The sequence below is a fragment of the Bdellovibrionales bacterium genome, from assembly GCA_019750295.1.
GTDB lineage: Bacteria > Bdellovibrionota > Bdellovibrionia > Bdellovibrionales > JAGQZY01 > JAIEOS01.
In genome coordinates, this window is sequence record JAIEOS010000004.1 from 1 (window position 1) to 24,308 (window position 24,308).

The following is a 24,308-nucleotide window of genomic DNA, read 5'->3' on the forward strand; positions in this document are numbered from 1 at the left end:
TTTTTGAGAACCCCCGCGTTGTTTTCTGAAAACAACGCGGGGGTTCTCAAAAAGTATCGGCGCACCTTCCGGAGTAAGGCGTACCTCTTGGGCAGATTGGGTCATACGTACTTTGTTTATGAGGGAATTCTTGCTAACGCGATGAATTTGCCGTTTCTCTCTCCACTTCGCTGGGGGATATTTAGGGCATAAATTTTAAAGGGGAGAATATGAAGTTCATTTCATTTCTGTGTGTATTCGTGTTTGTAAGTTTAACTTACGCCGCCAGTTCTACCGAGTTCTACTCGTGGACGCCAAAACTGTTTGAACTGAATACCCAAGGTCTTCAGATTGCAATGGATGTCATGGATGGAAGCGATGATCCTGCCTACGTGGGAATAAAGAAGTTATTTCCAGAGGTAGATCAGGAATATATTCCCACCCTTGAATACTATTATCGGAAGAACTTCCAGTCGCGAATTCTCCCTCGAGAATTTCGATTTCAAAATTATGATTACTATGATCAATTGACTGACGAGGATATCGCCGATGGAGTGATTGCGGACAGTTGGCATGTGATCAAGTACATGGGTGCTGAGATCTATGATCGACTGAGTTCCGCGTTTTATATCCCAACATATGGTGGAGACTCCATACCTTACGGGTTTTGTGATACAAATCCTGGTGACAACGAAAGCCTTTGTCTTGAACCCCAACGCAACACTCTCTATTCATTCATAGCGCGTAGTGTTTCCAACCCGTACTTCGTTAACTACACTTGCGATTCTATTCTACCGATGTACATCTGGGAGATGGAGTGGGGCGCACAAAAAACATTGGACTATAAAAAATCAAAAACCGATATTTTGAAAGCGATTGCCAAATTGGATAAAACTTTGGCCTACTTGGAAAATGGCGGGAACTGGGTTGTCACACCGGAATTCATAGAAGGTCTTGACCAGTTCAAACTCCCTTACGACACGAAAGGCTTTATTGTTCGCCGTTACTACGACGGCGGCCCCAAGCTTGTGAGAGCTGTGCGCAAATGTATGGAGAGAGGTCGCGCTCGAATTGCGGCAGCCACTCAGGAGATCCCAAAGGACGCCTCAGTCTCTTTAAAACTCAATGAGACTCTCAAATTTAAACCTCTGACGTCCGCGGTAGCCCCTGTGAAAACTTATGATGTGAGCAATGGTCGTCTCCATCGCCGTGATGTTTATCGCCTTCTTCGTCAAATGGACCCCAAGATGGAACTTCCGAGTTATGTGGCCGAAGAGATTACATACGGGGATAGTGGCGGTTATTATTCAAACGGCAGTATGATGAACGGAGTAGAGATGCGCGCATTAGCTCGCATCTTGGGTCGTCTCGATCCCTCTTTTTCGTACCGACTGTTAACCAAGGATGAGTTAGAGTCATTTTTAGTTCCTAAGGCGCAACCACAGATGAACGCTCCTGAATTTGCAGACGGCTATGTGCAAGATAATTTCGTCCGCACGACCAACTCTCTCTTTGATGGACAAAATGAACTTTGTCTCTCAGATAAAGGTCAAAAAGAGTTTGTTCAAGTTTATTACTATGTCGGAGAAGATGCGCCTTCTTACTCTGAGATGCATGTCGAAGAAGAATGCCATTTGACGAAATGGAGAATTGTCCGCGAGCTTAAATAACAAAAGCCGTTTTTAAGTTTTGATCCAGAAAAAAGGCACCCTAGGGTGCCTTTGTATTACCCTCTAAAGAAAAACAGCCAAGCGAGGACGCAAACGAATCCCGGGACTCCCAAAAAGTACATGAGTATGGGAATGCCCACTCGACCCTCAACATTGCTGACCATTTCTAACATTTTATTTGTATTCATGATGATCTCCTTGATCTCCAACTGTGCAAAATTAAAACCGTTATTTGCCAGCGAGGAGACCAATAGAGATTGCGCTCGTCAAAGACGGCGGGGAAAGAAGGGGACTTGCAGGGATTTTTGCCACTAGCACATCACATCGAATTTTTCGCGAACAATGGGAAAATGCAAATGTTGAGTGCCGCGAAGGACATCCAAAACGACCAGGGTTCCTTCATCTCCGCGTATGAGATCCACGAGCTCCTCTAACTTTGAGCCCTGCGCGGGAACAAAAACTCCTCCGGGGGTCGATACCACGCCGAGGATCTGATCTCCAGGAGCTAATCCGTGTTTCTCTGCGGGTTTTCCTTGGAGGACTCTGTCGATGAAGACGTCTCCGGAACTGGTTCGACTGATGACAATCCCAACCCCTACTTTAGAGACGGGTGTGCAGGATCCCGGAGCATCGACCTCCGCCTGAGCCATCGCTAGGAATAAAAGTGTTGGAAAAAATAAAATAAAAAATTTAAGCATCAGAACCTCCGAGTTGTACTTTTATTATCGGAGGAACGGATAAGAAATGGCACAGGCCTCGACGACCACACAGCAAGACGTCCCAGCCACCGAGTGTCGAAGTCCGGGAATACTTACTTCAACATCGAATTGTCGCGAAAGTATTCGAAGGTTTTCTGTAATCCTTCTTCGAGACTGACTCTCGGTGACCAGTTGAGCAAGCGTTTCGCTTTTGAAATGTCAGGACATCGTTGTTTGGGATCATCCGGAGGAAGGTCCATAAAACGATGTTCCTTTGTGTTTTGAGTAATCTTATTGATAGTGTCTGCGATTTGCAGAATCGTCATCTCTAAAGGATTGCCTATATTCACGGGCTCGTGAGTGGTGTGTTGCATGAGAGCATAGAGCCCTTCCACCAGATCTGTGACATAGCAAAGACTGCGCGTCTGTTGGCCTGATCCGTAAATCGTGAGGCCCTGCTTGAGCAAGCCCTGACTAAAAAAATTGGGAATCACGCGGCCGTCTTCGGGGCGCATACGTGTTCCGTAAGTATTAAAGATCCGTGCAATGGCCACGTTAACACCGTATTCACGGTAATAGGCCATGGCAATGGCTTCACCGAAGCGTTTGGCTTCGTCGTAGCAACCCCGCTCTCCTACGGGATTGACGTTGCCGAGATAGGTTTCAACTTGTGGATGAACGAGTGGGTCTCCGTAAACCTCACTGGTGCTCGCAAACAAAAGTCGCGCTTTCTTTTCGCGAGCGATTTCTAAAAGATGAGTTTGACCCATCGCCGAAGTCTGAAGAATAAAAATAGGAATACGCTTAAAATCGATGGGCGATGCGGGAGATGCCATGTTGTAGATCTCGTGCACGGGTCCTTCAAGGGCAGGAAGCTCTTCCTTTTGAGAGATGTCGCATCGGTAAAGCTTAAAGTTTTTATTTCCCTCGAGATGCTCCAGGTTTTTTTCAAGACCAGTCACAAAGTTATCGAGGCCGATGACGGAATACCCCTTGGCCAAGAGGAAGTCACAAAGATGGCTTCCGATAAAGCCGGCGGCTCCAGCGACAACGGCCGTCTTCACGCTTCACCTCGGTGGGCGGCAATTTGACGACCAATACAATGGTATTCAAAATCGTACTTCTTGATATCAGGAATGTTGAGCGCATTTCTTCCATCGAAAATGAGCGCATTCTTTAAATTTTCTTTGATCTTCACAAAGTCAGGACTGCGGAACTCATTCCACTCCGTCATGATGATCAGAGCATCGGCACCGACGGTAGCCTCGATGGCCGTTTCGGTGATTTCAAAAGGAGCTTTGAAATGCTTTTTGGCTGTATCCATGGCGACAGGGTCGTAGGCCGTAATCTTACAGCCTTCATCCGTTAAGGCTTTGATCATATAATCTGCCGGAGCTTCACGAACGTCATCCGTACGGGGTTTAAAGCTGAGACCCCACATGGCAAAATGTTTGCCTTTAAGGTTGCCACCGAATCGCTCTTTTATTTTATCGAAAAGAACTAATTTTTGCCGGTCATTGACCTTATCTGCCGCAGAAACAATCTCCATTGTCGAATTAAATTTTTTCGCAGTGTGAATCAGAGCCTGCACGTCTTTGGGGAAGCAGCTACCGCCGTAGCCGACACCAGGGTGAAAGAACGAAGGATTAATTCGACGGTCCGAAGTAAAGCCTCTGCGGACATCGTTAATATCGGCTCCCACTTTATCAGCAAGAGCTGCGAGCTCGTTAATAAAGCTGATTTTCACCGATAGAAAAGAATTGGCCGCATACTTCGTCATCTCGGCAGAAATATTGGACATAAAATAAATAGGATGACCGTTTTTAACGAAAGGAGCGTAGAGCTCGTTCATCATTTCCTCGGCCTGCTGAGATTCACAACCAATGATCACGCGATCTGGTCGTAAAAAATCCTCAACCGCGGCCCCTTCTTTTAAGAATTCCGGGTTGTTGATCATCTCGTGAGGGATTTTAGAATTCTGGGCGATAAAAGCTTTGATGTCTTTGCTTGTACCCACGGGAACCGTGCTCTTAAGCACAATGTATTTCTTCGTCGTCGCGACATCACAAATACCTTTGACCACGCTCATTGTAGGCCCGAGATCCGCGCTGCCATCAGCTTTCTCTGGAGTACCGACAGCGATGAAAACGACATCAGTGGAAGACACGGCCATTTTTAGATCATTGGTGAAGGTAATACGTTGACGGCAGTTGCGAAGAATATCGCCCAATCCGGGTTCGTAAATGGGAATGAGGCCATCTTTAAGCTGGTTGATTTTATCATCATTGTTATCGACACAAATCACATCGTGTCCAACATCGGCGAAACATACTCCTGCGACAAGACCTACATAGCCCGTACCAACAATGCTGATTTTCATAGCAATAAACCTCAACTCTCTAATTCTTTAATGTCATTTACACCTATCATGAGATAAAAAGGCACACAAGGAGTTGGTCCCCAAATGAGCGATCCTCAGAGACGCTGAGTAAGGAACCTACTCCCAGAGGAAGACCGGATGGTTGGTAATAAGTATTTCATTCTCAAAACCAGCGTATTTAAGGAGTCAGATCTCGTGATCTACGCCCTAAACAATCAGGGTGGAAAAGAGCATTTTCTCGCTCGCGGAGCCCTCAAGAGCAAAAAACGCTTCGGTGGCGGCCTCCTAGAGCCTCTCAACTATGTGGAACTTCAAATTGATAATCGAAAAGAGAAGAGCCAGTTTGTACCGATTACAGATGCAAGACTGCTTCATGGATTTGAGAAACTCCGCAGCAGTTACGACAAGCTCGAAGTCGCACTGAGCCTGGCTTTGGACATGTTGCGTTTTTCGGTGGAGGGCGGCAATGATACTCCCGAGCTGTTTCACTTATTGGGCAACGCGCTAAAGGCTCTTGAGGAGACCGAGGAAGTTTGGCTTTTGCAGCTTCACTTTAGAATCAAGCTTTTATTCTATTCCGGTTTTCTCGATAATGAGAGCGGGGATTTCAATGCGGTTCTTAGAGAGCCCATTCAGAACTTTAAAATTTTAAACTCTCAGCCGATCGATTATCTCAAGCGATTGAGCGAGGCCCACTTCCGCGAACTCATGCCCGGTCCCATGTTGTCCTAGTTTACGATCCGACTTTCTTATTGAGCGGATGGAAGTTTTCCATAGTTTGTGTCAGTTGCTCGAGATGAATGTGAGTGTATTTCTCGGTCGCGGCCAAACTACTGTGCCCCAAAAGTTCTTGAATAATCCGTAGATCAGCGCCGTCGTTGAGCAGGTGAGTGGCAAAGCTATGTCTGAGCGCGTGCGGATTGAGGGGCTTTGAGAGATGGGCCATCTCGCCACATTGGCGAATCATATTGTAGGCGGTCCTCACCTGAAGAGCTTGCGCTCCCCAGATGTAATTAGAGCCCGTAACTTTATGAGATTGGAGATGCTTTGCCAGGAGCAATGGAAAAGAAATCGCCCGCATCTTATTTCCTTTGCCGATCACCCGAAGTTGGCGGCGCAGGAAATCCACATGGCTCCACTCCAGCTGACAGGCTTCACTGATCCGAAGACCACAGCCATAGAGCAACAGAAATAGTAAAAACTTTTGCTCGTCTTTGGGGGACAGCGGCCGCCTCGAAAATGTTTGAAACACCGCGATCGCTTCATCGACCGAAATAAAATGGGGAATTTTGAGTGCTTTTTTGGGTGCGACTAAAAAGTGGGGGAGAGATTCGATGGTTTTATGTTCTTTGAGATATCTAAAAAAGCGACGGAGCGTGGCCACCTTGCGCGCGCGAGTGGCAGGCTCCAGATGAGAAATGGAATGCAAAAAGTGAGAACTCTCACGGATGAGTTCGTCCACATTTGCTAGTTTTTCGCTCACAATGAGCTGATCGCTTTTGAGGCAATAAGATGAAGCACCATCGAGTTTAGGGCCGGAGAACTGCGTATTTTTGAAGCTATTTTGGAAGCACTGATGGAGGTCGTTACTGTAAGCCACCAGGGTGTGGGATGACTTTTTTTCAAGGAAGTCCATCTCGTAGAGGAGGTCGCAGGCCATTTTAGCGATATTTACCATGTTCCAACCTATTGAATTCTATCACTTTTTAATCTAAATGACGCAAAGTGAAAATTCTTCTTGAAATTAATTCAGCGGTGCATTAAAGTCAGTCCACTTTTGATACATGCTTCAAAACTAGGCACATATCACAAGTATATTAAAAGGCGGTACGTATGTCACAAATGAAAGAAGTTAACCTTCAGAAGTCCATACTTTCATCGGACAGTAGACTGAAGAAATCTCCGATCATCTATAAATCTGAGGTCATGAATCAGGTGATGAAGATGGTCGACCGGGTAGCCCCATCTTCGGCTCCGGTTCTAATTCTCGGAGAAAGCGGTACAGGTAAAGAACTGATCGCTCGTTCAGTGCATGAACGCAGTCAGCGCGCAGATAAGGCTTTCGTAGCCATCAACTGCGGTGCTTTACGGGAAACACTCCTTGAATCCGAACTTTTCGGTCATGAGAAGGGTGCCTTTACGGGCGCTTACAACAGAAAGATAGGTCTCGCAGAAGCAGCTTCTGGCGGAACTCTTTTCCTTGATGAAATTGGAGAACTGAGCCCGGGAATCCAGGCGAAGCTTCTACGATTTATCCAAGAGGGCGAAGTTTACCGAGTCGGTGGTAAAGAGCCGATTAAGGTCGATATTCGTTTGATCAGTGCGACCAATCGTGAACTCGATGCTGAAGTTCTCAACGGAACATTCCGTGAAGACCTTTACTATCGTATTAATACAATCACGATTCATTCACCTCCTTTACGTCGCCGTAAAGAAGATATTCCATTACTTGTGGAGCATTTCTTATCACGTGGTCACTCTCGCGTCTTAAACCGCGGTCAAGAGATGAGCCCCGAAGCGATGCAAGCTTTAATGAAATACGAATGGCCAGGAAATATTCGTGAGCTTCAAAACTTATGTGAACGCTTACAAATTTTAGCGGATACACAGACGATCCAAGCTTCGGATCTTCCTGAAAGTATCTTAAAGCCAGAGAACAAACTTGTGATTGGTCAGTACGATCCATCAATGACGTTGCATGAGTTGGAAAGACGTTACATTGTCGAAGCGTTAAAACACTTTGAAGGTAACAAGACTCAGGCTGCAAACGCTTTGGGGATTACCATTAAGACTCTGTATAATAAACTCCATGAGTACGGCGAATTCGAGAACTTCGCTATTCACATGAAAGTTCCAAAGAAGGGTTAATCCTTCTTTAGAAAGAAAAAAAGCCGGCTTGTGCCGGCTTTTTTTTTACCATTCGCTCGTCGTGATTCTGACGAATTAGAAGTAGTTACCTTCGTCGTCTGGATCTTCAGAGGCTTCTTCTTCGTCCTCGTCGAGTTCGTTGTAAGATGTAAGATCTGGATCGTCAAAAACGTCCTCGTCTTCATCGGCACCCACGGAAGCGCCGAGATCATCAGCCGCTTCTTCGTCCAACATCAGCTCGTCATCGCCCATGTCATCGTCTTGATTTTTTGGAGCACGGAAAAGATCGTTGAGAGAAGTGGCCGGAGCTACTTTTTTAACGACATCTTTTTTTGCGGCTTTAGGTTTAGCTGCTGCTTTTGGAGCTGCTTTCGCTGCTGGTTTTTTTGCAGCTGTCTTTGCTTTTTTAGGGGCTGCTTTTTTCGCTGCTTTTTTTGGAGCCGCTTTCTTTGCAGGTTTAGATGCTTTTTTTGCTGCCTTCTTAGGGGCCGCTTTTTTCGCTTTTTTTGGAGCTGCTTTTTTTGCCGCTTTTTTTGCTGGTTTTTTCTTTTTAGCCATATTTCCTCCGGGAGTGATTCCAGTGTTCTCGACAGAGAAAATTTATTGAAATGGCTAGGAGACGTCAAATAAAAAACAAATAAAAAAAGCGTGGTCCCAAGAGGACCACGCCCAAAGAGCAATCAATCAATACGGAATTGACGATACCTGTAACTTTAAAACTTATAATAATTTGAGCGCTAACTGGTTCTTCTGGTTAGCGTTAGCTAACGTGGCTGTGTTGGCTTGCATTAAAATCTGGTTGCGAGTCAATTCAGCTGAAGTTTCAGCGATGTCCGTGTCACGGATACGGCTGTTGGCAGAAGACAAGTTCTCGTGCTGAGTCCCTAAGTTGTTGATAGTTGATACTAATCTGTTCTGAAGAGCACCGAGGTTCGAGCGGATACGGTTCACTTCGGTCTGGGCAGCATCGAGGCCCTCTAAGGCTTCAGAGGCTCCGTCTTTGCTCGAAAAGTCGATTCCAGTCAGGCCAAGGGCGCTCAGGGTGGCTACGTTTCCAGAGGAATCGAAGCTAATGCGATCAGATTCGGACGAATTGTTGAGGCCGATTTGGAAGTCGAATGTCGGCGTCGAACCGTCTAAGAGGTTAGTTTTACCCCATTTAGTACTTTGAGCGATACGATTCATCTCCTCTTTAAGAGCCTGAACTTCTGTGTTGATGAACCCGCGCTCGGTTTCGCCCACAGTGTCAGAAGCGGCTTGGATGCCGAGTTCCCGTAAACGAATCACGATGTTGCTCATCTCATTCAAACCGCCTTCAGCCGTCTGGATTAAAGAGACCCCGTCGTTTGCGTTTCGCATAGCTTGGCTCGCGGATCTGATCTGAGCTTTTAAGTTCTCAGAGATGGCCAATCCAGCAGCATCGTCGGATGCGCGGTTGATGCGGCTACCACTAGACAGCTTTTCGAAGCTACTATCGATACCACGGTTGTTCGTGTAAAGGTTCTTCATCGCGTTGATTGAAGATGTGTTGGTGTTAACTCTCATACTCATTTGATTGCTCCTGTTATTGTTCTTTTTTTTTCCGTAAAATTAATTACGCCTAACTATTCGGAGCACTCTGGAGATTCTTGACAGGACGAAAATACAGAAGTGCTTAAAGTTGTGGTTTTTTAACCTTTGGTCTTAAGATGATGGTATTGAAATCAAAACTATAGTCGGGAAAAAACGCAGAAATAAACGCAAAAAAATGACTGAGACTTACTAATAGAGTGCCTTATCGAGCGAAGCGAAAGATCCTAAGCGAGTTTATTCGCTTCGCTTAGGATGATGAGTCGCTGATTTTTTCCTCGATATTAAAGAACTTGGCGATTTTTTCGTTCACCCAGGTGGGATCGTCTTCCATGAGATGATGCCCGCCCCAAGGATGAATCTCATAGTTTGCGGCTTTGAGCTGTTTTTGAACCAACCTCATATGGGAAAGAGTTGTTACGCGATCATTGGATCCCCAGAGAATCAAAGTATCGCTCTTTCTGTGGGCCAGCGACGTGAACACTCGCTGATCTTTAAATACGTCTACGGTTTTCATAAAACAGTAAAGCGCCAAAGGGTCCTTATAGGGTTCCGAGTAGCGCTCCAGGACGTCTTTATTGACGAGCTTCTGATTATAGACGGCTTTGCTCAGGGCTTTTTTAATAATCGGTCGAGGGACCATTCGTGAGAACTTTGCCAACAAGAGATAATTGAAATTCTTTAATGGTAGGAGATTGGGAGTCACCGCGGGGGCAATGGCCGCGGTTTTGAGGAATCTTTCCGGGTAAAGCGAGCTCAGCCATAGAGAGATAACCCCTCCCAAGGAACAGCCCACCAAATAACACTCCTTAATGCCAGCTTGGTCAAGCACAGCTAAGGTGCGCTCCGTGTATCCATCCAGATCGTAGGAAAGGTCGGCCACCTTATCACTCAGCCCCAGTCCTGGGTGATCAAAAGCAAACACAGGATAATTGCGAAATTGTGAAAGCTGGTAGCGCCAGCTAAAGAGAGAGGATCCAAAGCTATGGACAAAAACGATCGGCGTGGCATCGGGCTCGGAACAAACAGATCGGTTATCAAAAGAGTAAACCTCTCCCCAAGGCATCTTCATTTTGCCTGTGAGATGCGCTTCGTAAGTAAAATCCAGAACGTCAGGCCACTTTTGCGATTCTATTTTTTGCCAACCGGCGAAAAGCCCCAGAGCTATAAACGGAATCGCAAAAATAAGTCCAATAAAGAAATAATCCATTAGTCGATCTCGAGAAACCGGCAAAAAGCCATATGGCCATGAGCGTTGAATCTTTGCATTTGAACATCGTAACAATGAAGGTTGGCGCGATAACCGATCGTGCAACTCTCAGACGCTGGATCGAAGTGAGAACAATGTTCGCAAGCAAAAAGTAGGTGTTTATTTATTAAATCATCAGGATTTACCCGGTCTAACTTAATACTTTTTTTGGCCCGCTTTGGAGTAGGAACGTAGGAGAGTGGTTTTGAAGACGAAGTTTTCATTGTGTTTTTTTCCGGCGTTGACAATTTCATAATCGGGGCCATCTTATGGAAAGAGTCTATTTTTGTAAAATGGATTCTAGGTCAGTATAATTTTAGCAACAAAGAGGTTCGCTTGAGCGATTTAGATAAAATGACACATAAAGCACGGGAAGCTATGCAGGAGGCCGCTCGCATGGCCGAGGCTCAAAAGCATCCGGCGGTGGAGCCTGAGCATTTATTTATCGCTATTCTAGGAGATGTCGACGGCAGCGTGGTCAATATTTTGCAAAATCTAAAAGTCGATGTTGCGGAGTATGACCAATGGCTTCAAGGCTACCTCGAACGTCAGCCCCAAGTCAGTGGAGCCAATAAGGTATCTGCCAGCCCCCGGCTCGTCCGCCTTTTTCAAGATGCGGAAAAGTTATCCCAAAATATGGGTGACCAGTATATGGCTCAAGAGCACTTCTTTTTGGCGGGGCTGTTCAACGAATCCGATTCGTCATTGAAGAGTGGGCTTAAAAAGTTAAAGATAACAGCGGCGGCCTTTAGAGAGGAACTTTTAAAAATGCGCGGAGGAGAAAAATTGAACTCACAAGATGGTGATGCGAATTACGAAGCCCTTAAAAAATATGCCCGTGATCTCACCGAGGTCGCTCGCCAGGGAAAACTGGATCCGGTGATAGGTCGTGATGACGAGATTCGGCGAACGATTCAGGTGTTGTCTCGTCGGAAAAAGAACAATCCCGTGCTCATCGGAGATCCTGGAGTCGGTAAAACCGCGATTGCGGAAGGTTTAGCGATCCGTATTGTAAATCGGGACGTTCCGGAAATTCTCTTTGGAAAACGAATTTTAAGTTTAGACATGGGGGCCCTTATTGCGGGAGCGAAGTACCGCGGTGAATTCGAGGAGCGTCTCAAGGCGGTGATTAAAGAGGTCACGGCGAGTAATGGCGAAATCATTTTGTTTATCGATGAGCTGCATACTTTGGTTGGAGCTGGAAAAGGCGATGGCGCGATGGATGCCGGGCAGTTGTTAAAGCCGGCCTTGGCTCGCGGAGAATTGCGTTGTATCGGAGCCACCACGCTGGATGAGTATCGCGAATATATTGAAAAGGACAAAGCGCTCGAACGACGTTTTCAAGTGGTGTTGGTGGAAGAGCCTTCCGTTGAGGACACAATCACGATTCTGCGAGGCTTGAAAAATAAATACGAAGTCCATCATGGGGTGCGGATCACTGACGATGCAATCATCGCCGCCGCCAAGCTGTCCCATCGTTATATCTCCAATCGTTTTTTGCCAGATAAGGCGATTGATCTTATCGACGAAGCGGCAAGTAAGCTGAGTATTGACATCAACAGTGTTCCGACGGAAGTCGATCAGATCAAACGTAAGGTGATGCAGCTCCAAATCGAACGCAATGCCGTTCTCCAGGATAAGAAGGACTCCCAACGGATCGGCGATATCGATGCGAAAATTTCCGATCTTAATAAGGAGCTCAAGGTTCTTGAAGATCAATGGAATAAAGAGAAAAAACAGATCGTTGGGCTTAAGGACATCAAACAAAAAATCGAGAATACTTTAAAGCAGATCGAAATCGCTGAGCGAGAGGGGCAGTTGGAAACGGCCGCTCGTCTTAAATACGGCGAATTGCCTGAACTTGAGAAAAAACTTGCCGAGAACAATAAGACTCACGAGGCCAGCGATGGAAAAACCATCCTACGCGAAAACGTGGGGCCGGAGATTGTTGCTGAGGTTGTCGCAAAGTGGACCGGAATTCCGGTGGAGAAAATGGTTCAGAGTGAATCTCAGAAGCTCCTTAAGATGGAATCGGTTCTTGCGAAGCGAGTAGTCGGTCAGGAAGAGGCCTTGCGTTCGGTTTCTGATGCGATTCGCCGGGCCCGTGCCGAGGTGGGCGATCCCAATAAGCCGATCGGGACCTTTTTATTTTTAGGGCCAACCGGCGTCGGGAAAACTGAGACCGTGAAAGCCTTAGCTGAATTTCTATTCGATACTGAAGAGAGTGTTATCCGTATCGACATGAGTGAATACATGGAAAAACATTCTGTGTCTCGCCTGATCGGAGCGCCTCCGGGCTATGTGGGTTACGATGAGGGAGGACAGCTGACGGAGCAGGTTCGTCGTCGTCCCTACAGCGTTGTACTTTTAGATGAAGTCGAAAAAGGTCACCCCGATGTATTCAATGTTCTCTTGCAGGTTTTTGATGAAGGTCGTCTGACTGATGGGCAGGGGCGCACCGTAGATTTTAAGAACACGGTTATCGTGATGACTTCCAACATAGCCTCGGAAGCGATTGCGGACGACAGTCTGAGTGATCAACAGCGCGAAGATAAAGTCAAATCGCAGTTGCGCCTTCACTTTAAACCCGAGTTTTTAAATCGAATTGACGAAACGATTATCTTTAAACAATTAACTCGCGAGCAGATTGGCAACATCGTCACCTACCAAGTGCAAAGAGTGCAGCAGCGCTTGGCGGATCGGAAGATCACGCTTCATCTCGATGCCTCGGCTTTAAAATTCTTGAGCGAAAAAGGCTACGACCCCACATTCGGGGCTCGACCTTTAAAGCGAGTGATTCAAGACTACTTGTTGAATCCACTGTCCAAAAAAATTCTGGGCGGTGAAATTTTGAGTGGAAGCACAGTAGAAGTGAAATCGAATAAGGACGGGCTTACTCTCCAGTAGGTCCGTGGACGTTGGGCTTTAATAGACCTCTACGTTGTCAAAAGAGGAGACCATCTTCACAGAAGAGGGCTTTGCGCACGATGGAACAAACTCTCCGATATCAAGTTGAGAGGTTCCAAAAAACGAATCGCCCTTCTTTTCCACAGGGATTATAAAATCCGCGAGAAGTTTTCCATCTTGAAAGTATTCGACCTTCTTGATTTTGGAATGCCATCGCAATCCAAGGTGAACTTTTTCGTGGAGGGCAATGGTTCCAAAGTTTTTCTCGAAGAGAACCTTCGAAGGTTGGGCTCCGTCAGGTATGTGCGAGGGTTTTAGGTAGCAAGGAGCTGCGCATTCGATCGCAACAACTTTCACAACGAAACGATCAATTGGGATGCCCACCTCAGGTTCAAAAGCGAGGGCCATCACCACCATAACTTCGCCAAGGCCGCTCGATGGTTCACTGCTTTTCGAGTTAAACAGATACATCGAAATTGTAGTGCGAGCGAATATCGGTTCCTTGTTGTCTTCGCAGGGAGTAAAAGAAAAGTTTTGTATCTCCACATCGGCCTCAATTGAGTTTGTACTTCTTTTGGAAGATCTCACAATCGATGAAGCCACTCAAGATTTTTCGAATTCTTCAGGGGAATAGGAGGTGCGCCCAAAATGGTAGTCAAACTGACGGAAACCGGCTAAATTGCAGGGATGACGAAAAAAGATTGCAACCCACAGCCCGACGATTGCATTCATTGCGAATCACGGCATCTCAATCCTCTTTGCTCATTGGACGAAGTGGTTTCAGCCATTAGCCAGGTGAGAACTATGGTGAGTTTCAAGACCGATCAATATATTTTCTACTCAGGAAATAGTCCCGTCGGGATCTACACCATCGAAAGTGGTCTGGTGAAATTGGAAGTCAATTCTCCCAAGGGGTCTGCTCATACACTGAGGTTAATGGGTCCCGGATCCATCCTCGGCTACCGATCCTTATTTGCCAATGAGCCTTATCAGGCTTCGGCCATTGCTGTGGAAGATTCCCAGCTTTGTTTTATTCCTAAATCCGATATTCTTAAAATCGCAACCACCCAGCCTCAAGCGGCTCTGAACCTGATGAGCTATCTCGCAAAGGATTTGCGGCTGGCTGAAGAAAAATGGATGTATCAAATCGATAAGGAAGCGCCGGAGCGAGTGGCGGAGGCTCTTCTCTTTTTAATGGATCATTTTCAGGACCAAGAGTGGACCCGGCGTGAAATTGCCGAATGGGCCGGAACGACCCCGGAGACGGTGATGAGGACCTTAGGTCAGTTTGAAAAAAGCGGCTGGATTCAACAAGATGGACGTCGCATTCAGATCATCAATAAAAATAAAATCAAAGAAAAAGCGCAAGTATGACGGCCATCATATTTCTCTAAAGAGCTCAGAGCTACTTTGGAGAAATGGGATGCCTCTATTGCCAACAATCTACCGTCACAGGGATTTCCTTCTGCTGTCAGGCGTGTTCTATTCTGTACCAAGGTCAATTCCATACCATCGCAGAAAATGCGAAAAACCAATTGCGACAAAAATGGGTTCATTTCGATTCGCCCTCTGTCCAAAAGGAGTATTTCCGTGAGGATCCCGCGGGATTAAAGATTTATCGTTTTTATGTTTCCGATCTCCAGTGTTCTTCCTGCGTCCACTTGCTCGAGAAGCTTCCTCATTTCGAATCTTCTATCATTGAGTCCACCGTCTATTTTGGAACTTCCGAACTCCAAGTGAAAGCTCAAAGGACTCTTCCGCTTTCGGAACTTTGTTCCTTAATCGAAGATTTAGGATACTCCCCCCAAATTCTTAAAACAAAAGAGAGCTCGACCGATCATCTCCTCCAAGAGAATCGTCGGTGGTTAAAACAAATTGCCGTGGCGGGAGCATGCACGGGAAATATGATGATGTTCACGATACCGGTTTATGCCGGCGTCGAAGAACCTTATCGCCATCTCTTCCTCTGGCTCAGCGGACTGCTTTTTTTACCGATACTGTTCTATTCGGCTCAGGTGTTTTATGCCGGAGCGTGGAGAGCCCTTAAAACCAAGACGGTAAATATTGATTCTGCCATGTCGCTGGCCTTGGTCGGTAGTTTTGTTTTTTCGACGATCAATCTTTGGAGAGGATCGGGTGCAGTTTATTACGATTCTACGGCCAGTTTTATTTTCCTCATTCTGCTGAGTCGCTACCGAGTCAAAAAAGCACAGCACAAAACAATAAACAAACTCAAAGCCCAGGATTCGATTTGGGACAAATCCTATCTTGTTCTGGACGGGCAAAACCAAGTTTATAAATCCCCGGAAGATTTAGTAGTCGATGAAATTGTCGAGATTCAAAAAAATCAAGTCCTACCTTTTGACGGATCCATTGTCGAATCATCAGCGCTTTGGGACAGTTCGTTGGTCACTGGGGAAAGTCATCCACAGGTCTACACCCGCGGAATGAAAGTGAATGGTGGCCTTAGACTTCTCAGTCCTTCCGCAAAAGTCCAAGTGAAAACTCGTCTCGTGGATTGTGAATTACATCAAATGCTCGAGATGATTTCTAAAGATTCGCTTCACAAAAGTGCTTTTGTGCAAAAGATGGATTCCTTCGCGCAAAAGTTAATACTCACAGTGATCGGTATTGGATTTCTGTTCATCCTTTCGTATTCGTTTGTGAGCGTCGAGGAAAGTTTCCAACGGGCACTGGCTCTTTGGGTTGTGGCCTGTCCCTGCGCTTTAGCTTTTGCGGCTCCACTGACACTTCATCGAGCTTTACTTGAGGCGCGCAAAGCGGGTCTTCTCCTTAAAAGTGTAGATGTTTTTGAGAAGGCACAACATTTAACAGATATTGTTTTTGATAAAACAGGAACTTTGACTACTGGACGATTAAAGTTGATCGGAAGCTCTCCAGAGATTCTTTCTCCTGAGTATAAGCGCATTATTCTAGCTCTAGAAAGGTCTTCGTCTCATCCCGTGGCCTTTGCTTTTCGCGCGGCTTGGCCAGAGACCGAAGTGATGGACCATGAGGTGAGTGACATCCACGAGGTCATTGGCGAAAAAGTTTACGGTCTTAAAGATGGAAAAATATATAGCGTACAGTCCGGACCCAAAGCCCAACATCTTACTATTGATCTGAAAGTGAACAACCACCACGTCGCAACGTTCTTCTTTACTGATGAATTACAACCCGAGGCAGAGAGAGTGATTCACAATCTCAATGCCGGCTTTAAGTTAGCGATCGTGTCTGGGGATGAAGCGTCTCGGGTTGAAGACGTTGCTCGCCAGTTGGGGATAGACTCTTCCAGTACTTTTTCCAACCAGAAGCCTTTTGATAAATTGAGATACATCGAGGCTCATCCTCGCGCCATGCTTGTCGGAGACGGCGCTAACGATGCTCCGGCTTTAAAACATGCATTCATTAGCGTTGCGGCTCAGGGAAGTATGGAGATGAGCTTAAGAGTGGCCGACATCTACTTGCTCAAGCCGGGCTTAAAAAGTATCGAAGATTTTTTAAGAATCAGCGCCAAGGCCCGAGCGATTCTCCATCGTAATTTTATGATTGCGCTGACCTATAATATCGTCGCTGGGTCCTGCGCGCTCCTCGGTTTTATTAATCCTTTAGCGGCCGCAGTTCTTATGCCGCTCAGTTCTTTAGCTTTGCTGATATCCACGATGGGAGGTTGGAAATGACGATTCTTGCTTTAATGATACCCATGGCTCTGGTGATGGGCTTCGGGTTTCTCGCCGCCTTCTTTTTTGCCCTGGAGTATGGACAGTTTGATGATCTAGAAACGCCAGCCCATCGGATTCTTTTTGATGAAACCAACGAGAAAGGAAAGTGAATACAATGAAAACGGCAGTTGTGTACGACGATAAGATCGTTAAAAAGTTTTTAATAGTGACCATGATCTGGGGAGGGGCCGCATTTCTATTTGGTCTTCTCGCCGCCTTACAACTGGCTCATTGGAAAATGAACTTGAATCTAGAGTGGATCACTTTTGGTCGTTTGCGGCCACTTCATACCAATGCCGCGATATTTGCCTTCGCAGGGAATGCGATTTTTGCCGGAATTTACCATTCGACCCAGCGCTTGACGAAAACTCGAATGTTTTCCGATGTGCTCAGCCAAATTCACTTTTGGGGTTGGCAGCTGATCATTGTGGCTGCGGCCATTTCTCTACCTCTCGGATATACCCAATCGAAAGAGTATGCGGAGCTCGAGTGGCCCATTGATATCGCCATAGCTCTGATCTGGGTGGTGTTCGCAGTTAATTTTTTCGGGACACTGGCGCGACGAAAAGAAAAACACATGTACGTGGCCCTTTGGTTTTATATCGCAACGATCATGACGGTGGCCGTCCTTCATATTGTGAACTCCATCGAAATCCCTGTGGCCATGATGAAGAGTTTCCCGGTCTATGCGGGCATTCAAGATGCAATGGTGCAGTGGTGGTATGGTCACAATGCCGTCGCTTTTTTTCTGACGACTCCTTTTTTAGGTTTAATGTATTACTACATTCCTAAAGCTGCAAATCGCCCGATCTACTCTTACCAATTATCGATCATTCATTTTTGGGCTCTCGTTTTTATTTATATATGGGCCGGTCCGCATCACCTTCTCTACACATCGCTTCCGGAATGGGCGCAAACACTGGGAATGATCTTTAGTTTAATGCTTTGGGCTCCCAGTTGGGGAGGAATGATCAATGGCTTACTCACTCTCCGTGGAGCTTGGCATCTTTTACGAACCGATCCGATCATCAAATTTTTAGTCACGGCCGTCACGTTTTACGGTATGGCGACTTTCGAGGGCCCTCTTCTCTCCATCAAATCGGTGAGTGCTTTGGCGCACAATACAGATTGGATTATTGGTCACGTCCACGGCGGCGCTTTGGGTTGGAATGGAATGCTGACGTTTGGAATGATGTACTATCTTGTCCCTCGACTCTGGAAAACGGAACTCTATAGTTTGAAACTTGCCACTTGGCATTTTTGGATTTCTCTACTGGGCGTACTTGCCTACTACATTTCTATGTCCGCGGCGGGGATCACTCAAGGCTTAATGTGGATGGGGATCACGGCTCAAGGGAAACTGATGTATCCCGACTTTGTAGAGACGGTGATGAGAATTGTTCCTCTCTATTGGGTGCGAGCGTTCGGTGGAGGACTATTCATTATTGGTTTCTTCATCATGGTCTATAACTTTATCAAAACTATTCAGCAGGCTCCGGCTCAGGAAAAAGAAGAGGCGATTGAGGTGAATGTCCTCTATTCAAAAGAGACAGAGTCTGAAGAAGGTCATCGCAAACTCGAGGGCATGGCCACGGTATTCACCGTGCTTTCGGTGATTGCCATTTTAGTTGGAAGTATCATCGAAATCTACCCAACGCTTTCGCTCCATAAGTATGTAAGGCCCAACATGGCGGTCAACCCGTACACTCCTTTGGAGCTCGCTGGCCGAAGCATTTATATCAAAGAAGGCTGCTATGTTTGTCACACACAACAGATTCGTCCCTTGGCCTTTGATGTTCTCAGGTATGGACCCGCATCGACCATCGAAGAGTCGATGTATGATCGACCCTTTCAATGGGGATCCAAGCGAACTGGGCCTGATCTTTCCCGGGTCGGAAAAAAGTATCCCCACTTTTGGCACTACCGCCACATGAATGATCCTCGAGTCATCACCGCAAAATCCATCATGCCGAGTTACCCTTGGCTTCTTGAGAAGGACACTCCATTTCTTCCGCTTCGCAAAGAATTGTCGGTGATGAAAATGTTGGGAGTTCCCTATGATGATGACACCGTCGCCAATGCAGATATCGTGGCCCAAAAACAAGCGCTCGAAATTGCAAAGGAACTCGAAGAGCAAGGAGGCCCGGCAGGCCTAGAGAAAAAAGAAATCATTGCCCTGATCGCTTACCTCCAATCTTTAGGTCAAAAAGGAGTTGGGAAATGAAAGCCTTAGCCTTCGCACAGTTTGAACATATGAATTGGACCGCATTGGGTCTGATAATTTTTCTCTGTTACTTTTTTGGGGTGGTGATTTGGACATCACTTAAACCCAATAAGGAAATTTATGAGGTGATTCAGAATATGCCATTCGAGGGAGAGGATCATGAGTGAGATGAGAGACGAAATCAGAGAGCCCGAATACGATGGGATTCGCGAATACAATAATCCGCTGCCTCTATGGTGGCTAGTCACTTTCTTTGCGACAATATTTTTCGCTTTTATTTATTATATTCATTACGAACTCAGTCCTGGCACCAATCAGTATCAAGAGTTGGAGGCCGCGCTGGCACGAATCGAAGGCCTGAAGCAAACGTCTAAAGGGACTGCGGTCATCGAGACGGAAGAGGAGCTCGAAAAAATGATGTCCTTCGAGGGCGTTTCCGAGACGGGTTCTCGAGTTTACGCGGCCACGTGCTCGGCCTGCCATGGAGTCCATCTTCAAGGAATGATCGGTCCCAATCTTACAGATAAGTTTTGGTTGCATGGAAAAGGGACTCGCGTGGACCTAGTTCATCTCATTCGTAAAGGAGTTCCTGAGAAAGGTATGCCGGCCTGGGAAGAGGCACTCAAGACGGAAGAAGTCCTTGCTGTCGCCGCCTTTGTTAAAAGTAAAATTGGAAGTCAGCCTGAAAATCCTAAAGCGCCTCAGGGTGAAGCTGTAGAATAGGGTAATTATGGTCGACTACGAAAGATTGGAAAGTCTCGACGAATTTGGGGGGCGAGTTCCGATCATTCCCCTCGAGGTTCGGGGAGTTTGGCAAAAGAGAAGAACGCAGACCCAAGTGATTTTGCTGCTGCTGTTCTTGCTGCTTCCCTGGGTTAGTATTAACGGAAGCCAAGCCGTCTTGCTCAATATCTCGCGCCGAGAGTTCGCCATCTTCGGGCTTCGTTTTTTTGCCCATGATGCTCCTCTGATATTTTTTATTTTAGCCATACTTACCGTCGGCTTGGCATTTTTAACCGCGGTATGGGGACGAGTTTGGTGTGGCTGGGCGTGTCCCCAAACGGTATTCATTGATGGGATATTTCGGCGCATCGAAAAGTGGATCGAGGGATCTGCGTTGGAAAGAATAAAACTTCAAAAACAGGAGATGTCTCTCCGCAAGTTGAGATTGAAAACAATAAAGTGGTTTTTGTTTTTTATAGTCTCGGCCTTCATTGCCCATAGCTTTATTGCTTATTTCGTCGGATCGAAAGAGCTGATCGCGATGATGCAGAGAACTCCCACAGAAAACTGGAGTTACTTTGTGCTCGTGATGAGCGTGACGGGACTGCTTGTTTTTGATTTCGGTTGGTTTAGAGAACAGTTTTGCATCATCATGTGCCCTTACGGGCGAGTGCAAAGCGTATTACTCGACGCCGAGTCTCTTTCCATTTGCTATGATTCCCAGAGAGGAGAACCACGTCGCGGTTCACCTCTGCGAGCCGGAGAGTCGGTGGGTGATTGTGTGAATTGCAACCGATGCGTGCAAGTCTGTCCAACAAAGATCGATATTCGAAACGGTTTACAAATGGAATGTATTGCGTGCACCGCTTGCATCGATGCCTGTGACGAGATCATGGAGAAAGTTCAAAAGCCCAAAGGGCTCATTCGTTATGATTCGGTTTCAAAACAGCGTCAGAACTGGTGGAAGAGGCCGCGCAATTTGATTTACGTCGGTATCATTCTGGCATCCTTCGTCGCGCTCGCTTGGAATATTATTGATCGACCAGCTCTCAGTTTTTCGTTGCTTCGAGGAGAGCCGAATTCGTTTTCGGTGACAAGAAATGAATCCGGAGAAGAACTCGTCACCAATCACTTTCGTTTACATCTCAAAAATCAAACGGCGAGACCACAAAACTATGGGATGACTGTGGATGATCCCAGCAGTTCGCTAACGGTGGCACAAAATCCAATCACATTAAAGCCTTTTGAGGATAAGACCATTCATTTTTTCGTCAGCATGAAGCCCGAATTCGTAGGAAGTTTTTATTTATCCCAAATTCGCTTGAAGTCCGTGAGCAGCCCCGATGATCTTTACGAAATTCCCATTCAGATCATCGGACCAGATCGGAAACTCAATGAATAGTGTGCCTTTAATTCTTAGTATTCTGGCGGCCGGATTTATGGGAAGCTGGCACTGTGCTGTGATGTGCGGTCCGATCTGCGTCACGCTCTCTGCCAAAGGGTCTCTGTGGAGTTATCATCTAGGCCGAGGCCTCAGCTACTCACTGGCCGGTGCGATTTCTGGAGCTATGGGTAGTTTTCTTTCGACCCAACGTTCTCCTGAACTTCGTTGGGCCGGTGCATTTTTTCTCTGCGGAACTCTCCTGTGGATGACTGTCCATCAGTGGAAGGGCACGACTTCGGCTTGGCAAAAATGGATATGGTCGCAGATCCATTTTCATCGAGACACATCAAAAATGATCTTAGGATTCAGTAGCGTCTTCTTGCCCTGCAGCTGGCTGTATTATTTTATGGCGGCGGCCGCGGCGACACAAAGCCCATGGACCGGAAGCCTGGTGTTATTTTTATTCTGGCTCAGTGGTTTGCCTGCATTGACCGGGTCCTCCCTCATCTTGAGGCAAGCGGTGTCCCAGGCTCCCTCCCGCCAAAGAAAAGTGGCCACATTACTCATTACTCTCTGTGGGATGTATGCGGTGGTGGCGCATTTTATCGAATTCTCCCTGTGATTTTTTCACTCCTAAAAATCATCTCAAATTTAAAGGGTTTGAGAGGGGCGTTTCTTGACATAACGAGCCAGAAACTCTAGATTTCCGACCAAAGCGAGGTCAGCGTGTTTTCTGGAATTGTCGAGGCATTGAGCCCAGTGATTCAAGTGGTCGATCAAGGATCTAATTTACGCCTCACCGTGGAACGTCCTTCTGATTTTTCGGATATCAAGCCCGGTGATAGTATTTGCTGCAACGGCGTTTGTCTCACGGTGGAAAACTTCGATCAAAATTCTATGCAGTTTACTTTAGGCCTCGAAACTCTTCAGGTGACCGGTTGGACTGCGGAGACTTTTAGAGATCGTTCGATCAATCTTGAGAGATCCTTACGCATGGGTGATCGCATTCACGGCCACATGGTGACCGGCCACGTTGAAACCATGGCTCAAGTGAGCGCCGTTGATGAAGGCCAAAGTTGGGTGATTGATTTTAAGGTCGAGAATCTTAATCGCAAATTGATCTGGCATAAAGGCAGCGTCACTTTGAACGGTGTCAGCCTGACCGTGAATAAACTTTTTCAAAATGATCTCCAAGTGTGCTTGATACCCGAAACGATTGAGCGAACGAATCTTGGTCGGTTGAGAGCCGGAGATCGCGTCACTGTAGAGTATGATGTTTTCGCAAAAGCAGTAGTGAATTACCAAGAGCAAAAGCTTGCAGAGGTTAATGTATGAAGATGAATCCCATCGGTGAAATCATCGACGATATTCGAAATGGTAAAATGGTTATTCTTATCGATGACGAAGATCGCGAAAACGAAGGCGATATCATTCTTGCCGCGGACTTTGTAACACCAGCGGCCGTCAATTTTATGGTTTGTGAGGCTCGAGGATTGGTTTGTTTGGCTCTCGAAGCGCAACAAATTGATCGCTTAGGATTGCCGTTGATGGTGGGTGAAGATTATAACAACTCTCCCAACAAAACCGCATTTACCGTGAGTATCGAAGCCGCCACCGGTGTCTCCACCGGAATTTCGGCCTCCGACCGGGCCCATACGATTCGTGTCGCCTCTAATCCTCGCGCACGTTCCGCCGATGTGATTATGCCAGGTCATGTGTTTCCGATCCGCGCACAAAACGGCGGCGTGCTTAAGCGCGCAGGCCATACCGAAGCCAGTGTCGATCTCGCGCGGCTTGCCGGTCTCAATCCCGCTGCCGTGATTTGCGAAATTATGAAGCCCGATGGCACCATGGCGCGCATGCCTGATCTTGTTGAATTTGCTCATCGCTTTAACATTAAGATTGGAACGATCGAGGACCTTATTCGTTACCGCGTTCACAACGAAACTCTGGTGGAGCAAATTGCTCAAACTCCTTTTCAAAGCGAAACGCTTAAGGGGTGCACCGTTAAAGTTTTTAAGAACCTTCTCGATAACTCGCAAAGTATCGTGATTCAGAAGGGAGAAATTCAACCCGACGAACCGACTTTGGTTCGTGTCCACGTCGAAAATATTCTTGCCGACGTTTTTGATTCCCACTACATGCAGTCCGGTTTAGGGCTTAGCCAGGCTCTTGAGTCGATCAGCCAAGTTGAGTCAGGAGTTTTGTTGTACTTGCGAAAAGAAGGAGCCTCGTCGCTTCTTGCTGGAACGTTACAAAATAATTCGGCGGCCCCTAAAATGGATCCTCGAGATTACGGAATTGGAGCGCAGATTCTGCGCAAGCTCGGAATCAAGCGCATCCACTTGCTCGCGAGCAAAGGCACCGCCAAGGTGGTGGGACTCAAAGGGTTCGGACTAGAAATCGAAAAAGTGGTCACTCCCGATGGAGTGTACGAATACCAAAATGACGAAATGGTGAAGATATGATTAAAGGGCAGATCGAAACAATTAAAAAGCATTCCGACGAGTACGTGGTCGGCGTAGTGACCTCGCGCTTTAACGAGGTCGTCACCTCCAAGCTTCGCGAAGGCGCCTTGCAGGAACTGAACGATGTGGGCGTCACTTACTTTGATGTTTCGGTTCCCGGAGCGGTAGAGATTCCCTTAGCCGCTCAGTGGTTGATTGAAAGTAAAAAGTGCGATGCGGTCATTACCTTAGGGGCCGTGATTCGCGGCGAGACATCTCATTTCGACTATGTTTGTAACTCTGTGGAGCGCGGCTGTACCGAGTTACAATTAAAGTTTAACATCCCGGTGGTCTTTGGTGTTCTCACGACGGAGAATGGCCCGCAGGCCTTAGCTCGCGCTGGCGGAGCCAAAGGGAATAAGGGCAAGGAATGTGCTCAAGTTGCTCTGGAGATGCTCGCTCTTTCCAGAGAGCTTAAGAGATAATCC

General features: G+C 46.7%; 24 protein-coding genes. 15 read left to right on the forward strand and 9 right to left on the reverse strand.

Going from position 1 to position 24,308, the window contains the following annotated elements:
• Positions 1-209: 209 nt before the first annotated feature.
• A complete protein-coding gene (locus K2Q26_00810; protein ID MBY0314031.1) occupies positions 210-1,649 on the forward strand; it encodes a hypothetical protein in 1,440 nt (479 codons plus the stop codon).
• A 311-nt stretch (positions 1,650-1,960) separates the two neighbouring features.
• On the opposite strand, the gene K2Q26_00815 is transcribed toward K2Q26_00810, so the two are convergent.
• The 3 genes from K2Q26_00815 to K2Q26_00825 form a co-directional block, all read right to left on the reverse strand.
• Positions 1,961-2,347 (reverse strand): PDZ domain-containing protein, encoded by a 387-nt coding sequence (locus K2Q26_00815; protein ID MBY0314032.1) that lies wholly within the window; start codon positions 2,345-2,347, stop codon positions 1,961-1,963.
• Positions 2,348-2,460: 113 nt separating this feature from the next.
• Complete coding sequence (locus tag K2Q26_00820) at positions 2,461-3,411, reverse strand: SDR family oxidoreductase (protein MBY0314033.1); 951 nt, start codon at positions 3,409-3,411, stop codon at positions 2,461-2,463.
• A complete protein-coding gene (locus tag K2Q26_00825) occupies positions 3,408-4,727 on the reverse strand; it encodes a UDP-glucose/GDP-mannose dehydrogenase family protein (GenBank protein ID MBY0314034.1) in 1,320 nt (439 codons plus the stop codon). Before K2Q26_00825 ends, K2Q26_00820 begins: the two co-directional genes overlap by 4 nt.
• 138 nt (positions 4,728-4,865) lie before the next feature.
• On the opposite strand from K2Q26_00825, the gene recO reads away from it, so the two are divergent.
• Complete coding sequence (gene recO / locus K2Q26_00830; protein MBY0314035.1) at positions 4,866-5,459, forward strand: DNA repair protein RecO; 594 nt, start codon at positions 4,866-4,868, stop codon at positions 5,457-5,459.
• 1 nt (position 5,460) lies between these two features.
• Here the strand turns inward: recO and K2Q26_00835 are convergent, their stop codons facing one another.
• Positions 5,461-6,405, reverse strand: a complete 945-nt coding sequence (locus K2Q26_00835) for a tyrosine-type recombinase/integrase (protein ID MBY0314036.1) — start codon at positions 6,403-6,405, stop codon at positions 5,461-5,463.
• A 155-nt stretch (positions 6,406-6,560) separates the two neighbouring features.
• Here K2Q26_00835 and K2Q26_00840 point away from each other — a divergent pair, with 155 nt between their 5' ends.
• Entirely contained in the window at positions 6,561-7,595 is a 1,035-nt protein-coding gene (locus tag K2Q26_00840) for a sigma-54 dependent transcriptional regulator (protein MBY0314037.1), read from the forward strand.
• A gap of 75 nt (positions 7,596-7,670) precedes the next feature.
• Here K2Q26_00840 and K2Q26_00845 read toward each other — a convergent pair whose 3' ends face one another.
• The 4 genes from K2Q26_00845 to K2Q26_00860 all read right to left on the reverse strand — a co-directional run bounded on the left by K2Q26_00845 (position 7,671) and on the right by K2Q26_00860 (position 10,637).
• Complete coding sequence (locus K2Q26_00845; GenBank protein MBY0314038.1) at positions 7,671-8,153, reverse strand: hypothetical protein; 483 nt, start codon at positions 8,151-8,153, stop codon at positions 7,671-7,673.
• 162 nt (positions 8,154-8,315) lie between these two features.
• The gene (locus K2Q26_00850) at positions 8,316-9,146 is read right to left on the reverse strand and encodes a flagellin FliC (GenBank protein ID MBY0314039.1); all 831 of its coding nucleotides are present in this window, start codon (positions 9,144-9,146) and stop codon (positions 8,316-8,318) included.
• A 268-nt stretch (positions 9,147-9,414) separates the two neighbouring features.
• The gene (locus tag K2Q26_00855; GenBank protein ID MBY0314040.1) at positions 9,415-10,374 is read right to left on the reverse strand and encodes an alpha/beta hydrolase; all 960 of its coding nucleotides are present in this window, start codon (positions 10,372-10,374) and stop codon (positions 9,415-9,417) included.
• On the reverse strand, positions 10,374-10,637 hold the full coding sequence (locus tag K2Q26_00860) for a hypothetical protein (protein MBY0314041.1): 264 nt from the start codon (positions 10,635-10,637) through the stop codon (positions 10,374-10,376). The genes K2Q26_00855 and K2Q26_00860 overlap by 1 nt, the downstream gene beginning before the upstream one ends.
• A gap of 130 nt (positions 10,638-10,767) precedes the next feature.
• Here K2Q26_00860 and clpB point away from each other — a divergent pair, with 130 nt between their 5' ends.
• A complete protein-coding gene (gene clpB / locus K2Q26_00865) occupies positions 10,768-13,320 on the forward strand; it encodes an ATP-dependent chaperone ClpB (protein ID MBY0314042.1) in 2,553 nt (850 codons plus the stop codon).
• Positions 13,321-13,338: 18 nt separating this feature from the next.
• On the opposite strand, the gene K2Q26_00870 is transcribed toward clpB, so the two are convergent.
• Positions 13,339-13,923 (reverse strand): hypothetical protein, encoded by a 585-nt coding sequence (locus tag K2Q26_00870; GenBank protein MBY0314043.1) that lies wholly within the window; start codon positions 13,921-13,923, stop codon positions 13,339-13,341.
• Positions 13,924-14,007: 84 nt separating this feature from the next.
• Between K2Q26_00870 and K2Q26_00875 the strand changes: the two genes are divergently transcribed.
• The 11 genes from K2Q26_00875 (at position 14,008) to ribH (ending at position 24,305) form a co-directional block, all read left to right on the forward strand.
• Positions 14,008-14,694, forward strand: a complete 687-nt coding sequence (locus tag K2Q26_00875; protein MBY0314044.1) for a Crp/Fnr family transcriptional regulator — start codon at positions 14,008-14,010, stop codon at positions 14,692-14,694.
• Between the two features lie 44 nt (positions 14,695-14,738).
• Complete coding sequence (locus K2Q26_00880) at positions 14,739-17,000, forward strand: heavy metal translocating P-type ATPase (protein ID MBY0314045.1); 2,262 nt, start codon at positions 14,739-14,741, stop codon at positions 16,998-17,000.
• Positions 16,997-17,152: a cbb3-type cytochrome oxidase assembly protein CcoS gene (gene ccoS / locus K2Q26_00885; GenBank protein MBY0314046.1), complete on the forward strand. Its 156-nt coding sequence runs from the start codon at positions 16,997-16,999 to the stop codon at positions 17,150-17,152. Before K2Q26_00880 ends, ccoS begins: the two co-directional genes overlap by 4 nt.
• 5 nt (positions 17,153-17,157) lie before the next feature.
• On the forward strand, positions 17,158-19,266 hold the full coding sequence (ccoN, locus tag K2Q26_00890) for a cytochrome-c oxidase, cbb3-type subunit I (GenBank protein MBY0314047.1): 2,109 nt from the start codon (positions 17,158-17,160) through the stop codon (positions 19,264-19,266).
• Positions 19,263-19,433, forward strand: coding sequence for a hypothetical protein (locus K2Q26_00895; GenBank protein ID MBY0314048.1), 171 nt, complete (start codon positions 19,263-19,265; stop codon positions 19,431-19,433). Before ccoN ends, K2Q26_00895 begins: the two co-directional genes overlap by 4 nt.
• A 1-nt stretch (position 19,434) precedes the next feature.
• Positions 19,435-19,989: a c-type cytochrome gene (locus K2Q26_00900; GenBank protein ID MBY0314049.1), complete on the forward strand. Its 555-nt coding sequence runs from the start codon at positions 19,435-19,437 to the stop codon at positions 19,987-19,989.
• 7 nt (positions 19,990-19,996) lie between these two features.
• Positions 19,997-21,391 carry a cytochrome c oxidase accessory protein CcoG gene (ccoG, locus tag K2Q26_00905; GenBank protein MBY0314050.1) on the forward strand — a complete coding sequence of 465 codons (1,395 nt, stop codon included), beginning with the start codon at positions 19,997-19,999 and terminating at the stop codon, positions 21,389-21,391.
• On the forward strand, positions 21,384-21,995 hold the full coding sequence (locus K2Q26_00910; protein ID MBY0314051.1) for a sulfite exporter TauE/SafE family protein: 612 nt from the start codon (positions 21,384-21,386) through the stop codon (positions 21,993-21,995). Before ccoG ends, K2Q26_00910 begins: the two co-directional genes overlap by 8 nt.
• Before the next feature lie 104 nt (positions 21,996-22,099).
• Positions 22,100-22,708: a riboflavin synthase gene (locus tag K2Q26_00915; protein MBY0314052.1), complete on the forward strand. Its 609-nt coding sequence runs from the start codon at positions 22,100-22,102 to the stop codon at positions 22,706-22,708.
• Positions 22,705-23,841, forward strand: coding sequence for a 3,4-dihydroxy-2-butanone-4-phosphate synthase (ribB, locus tag K2Q26_00920; protein MBY0314053.1), 1,137 nt, complete (start codon positions 22,705-22,707; stop codon positions 23,839-23,841). Before K2Q26_00915 ends, ribB begins: the two co-directional genes overlap by 4 nt.
• Positions 23,838-24,305 (forward strand): 6,7-dimethyl-8-ribityllumazine synthase, encoded by a 468-nt coding sequence (gene ribH, locus K2Q26_00925; protein MBY0314054.1) that lies wholly within the window; start codon positions 23,838-23,840, stop codon positions 24,303-24,305. The genes ribB and ribH overlap by 4 nt, the downstream gene beginning before the upstream one ends.
• The last annotated feature ends 3 nt before the right edge of the window (positions 24,306-24,308 follow it).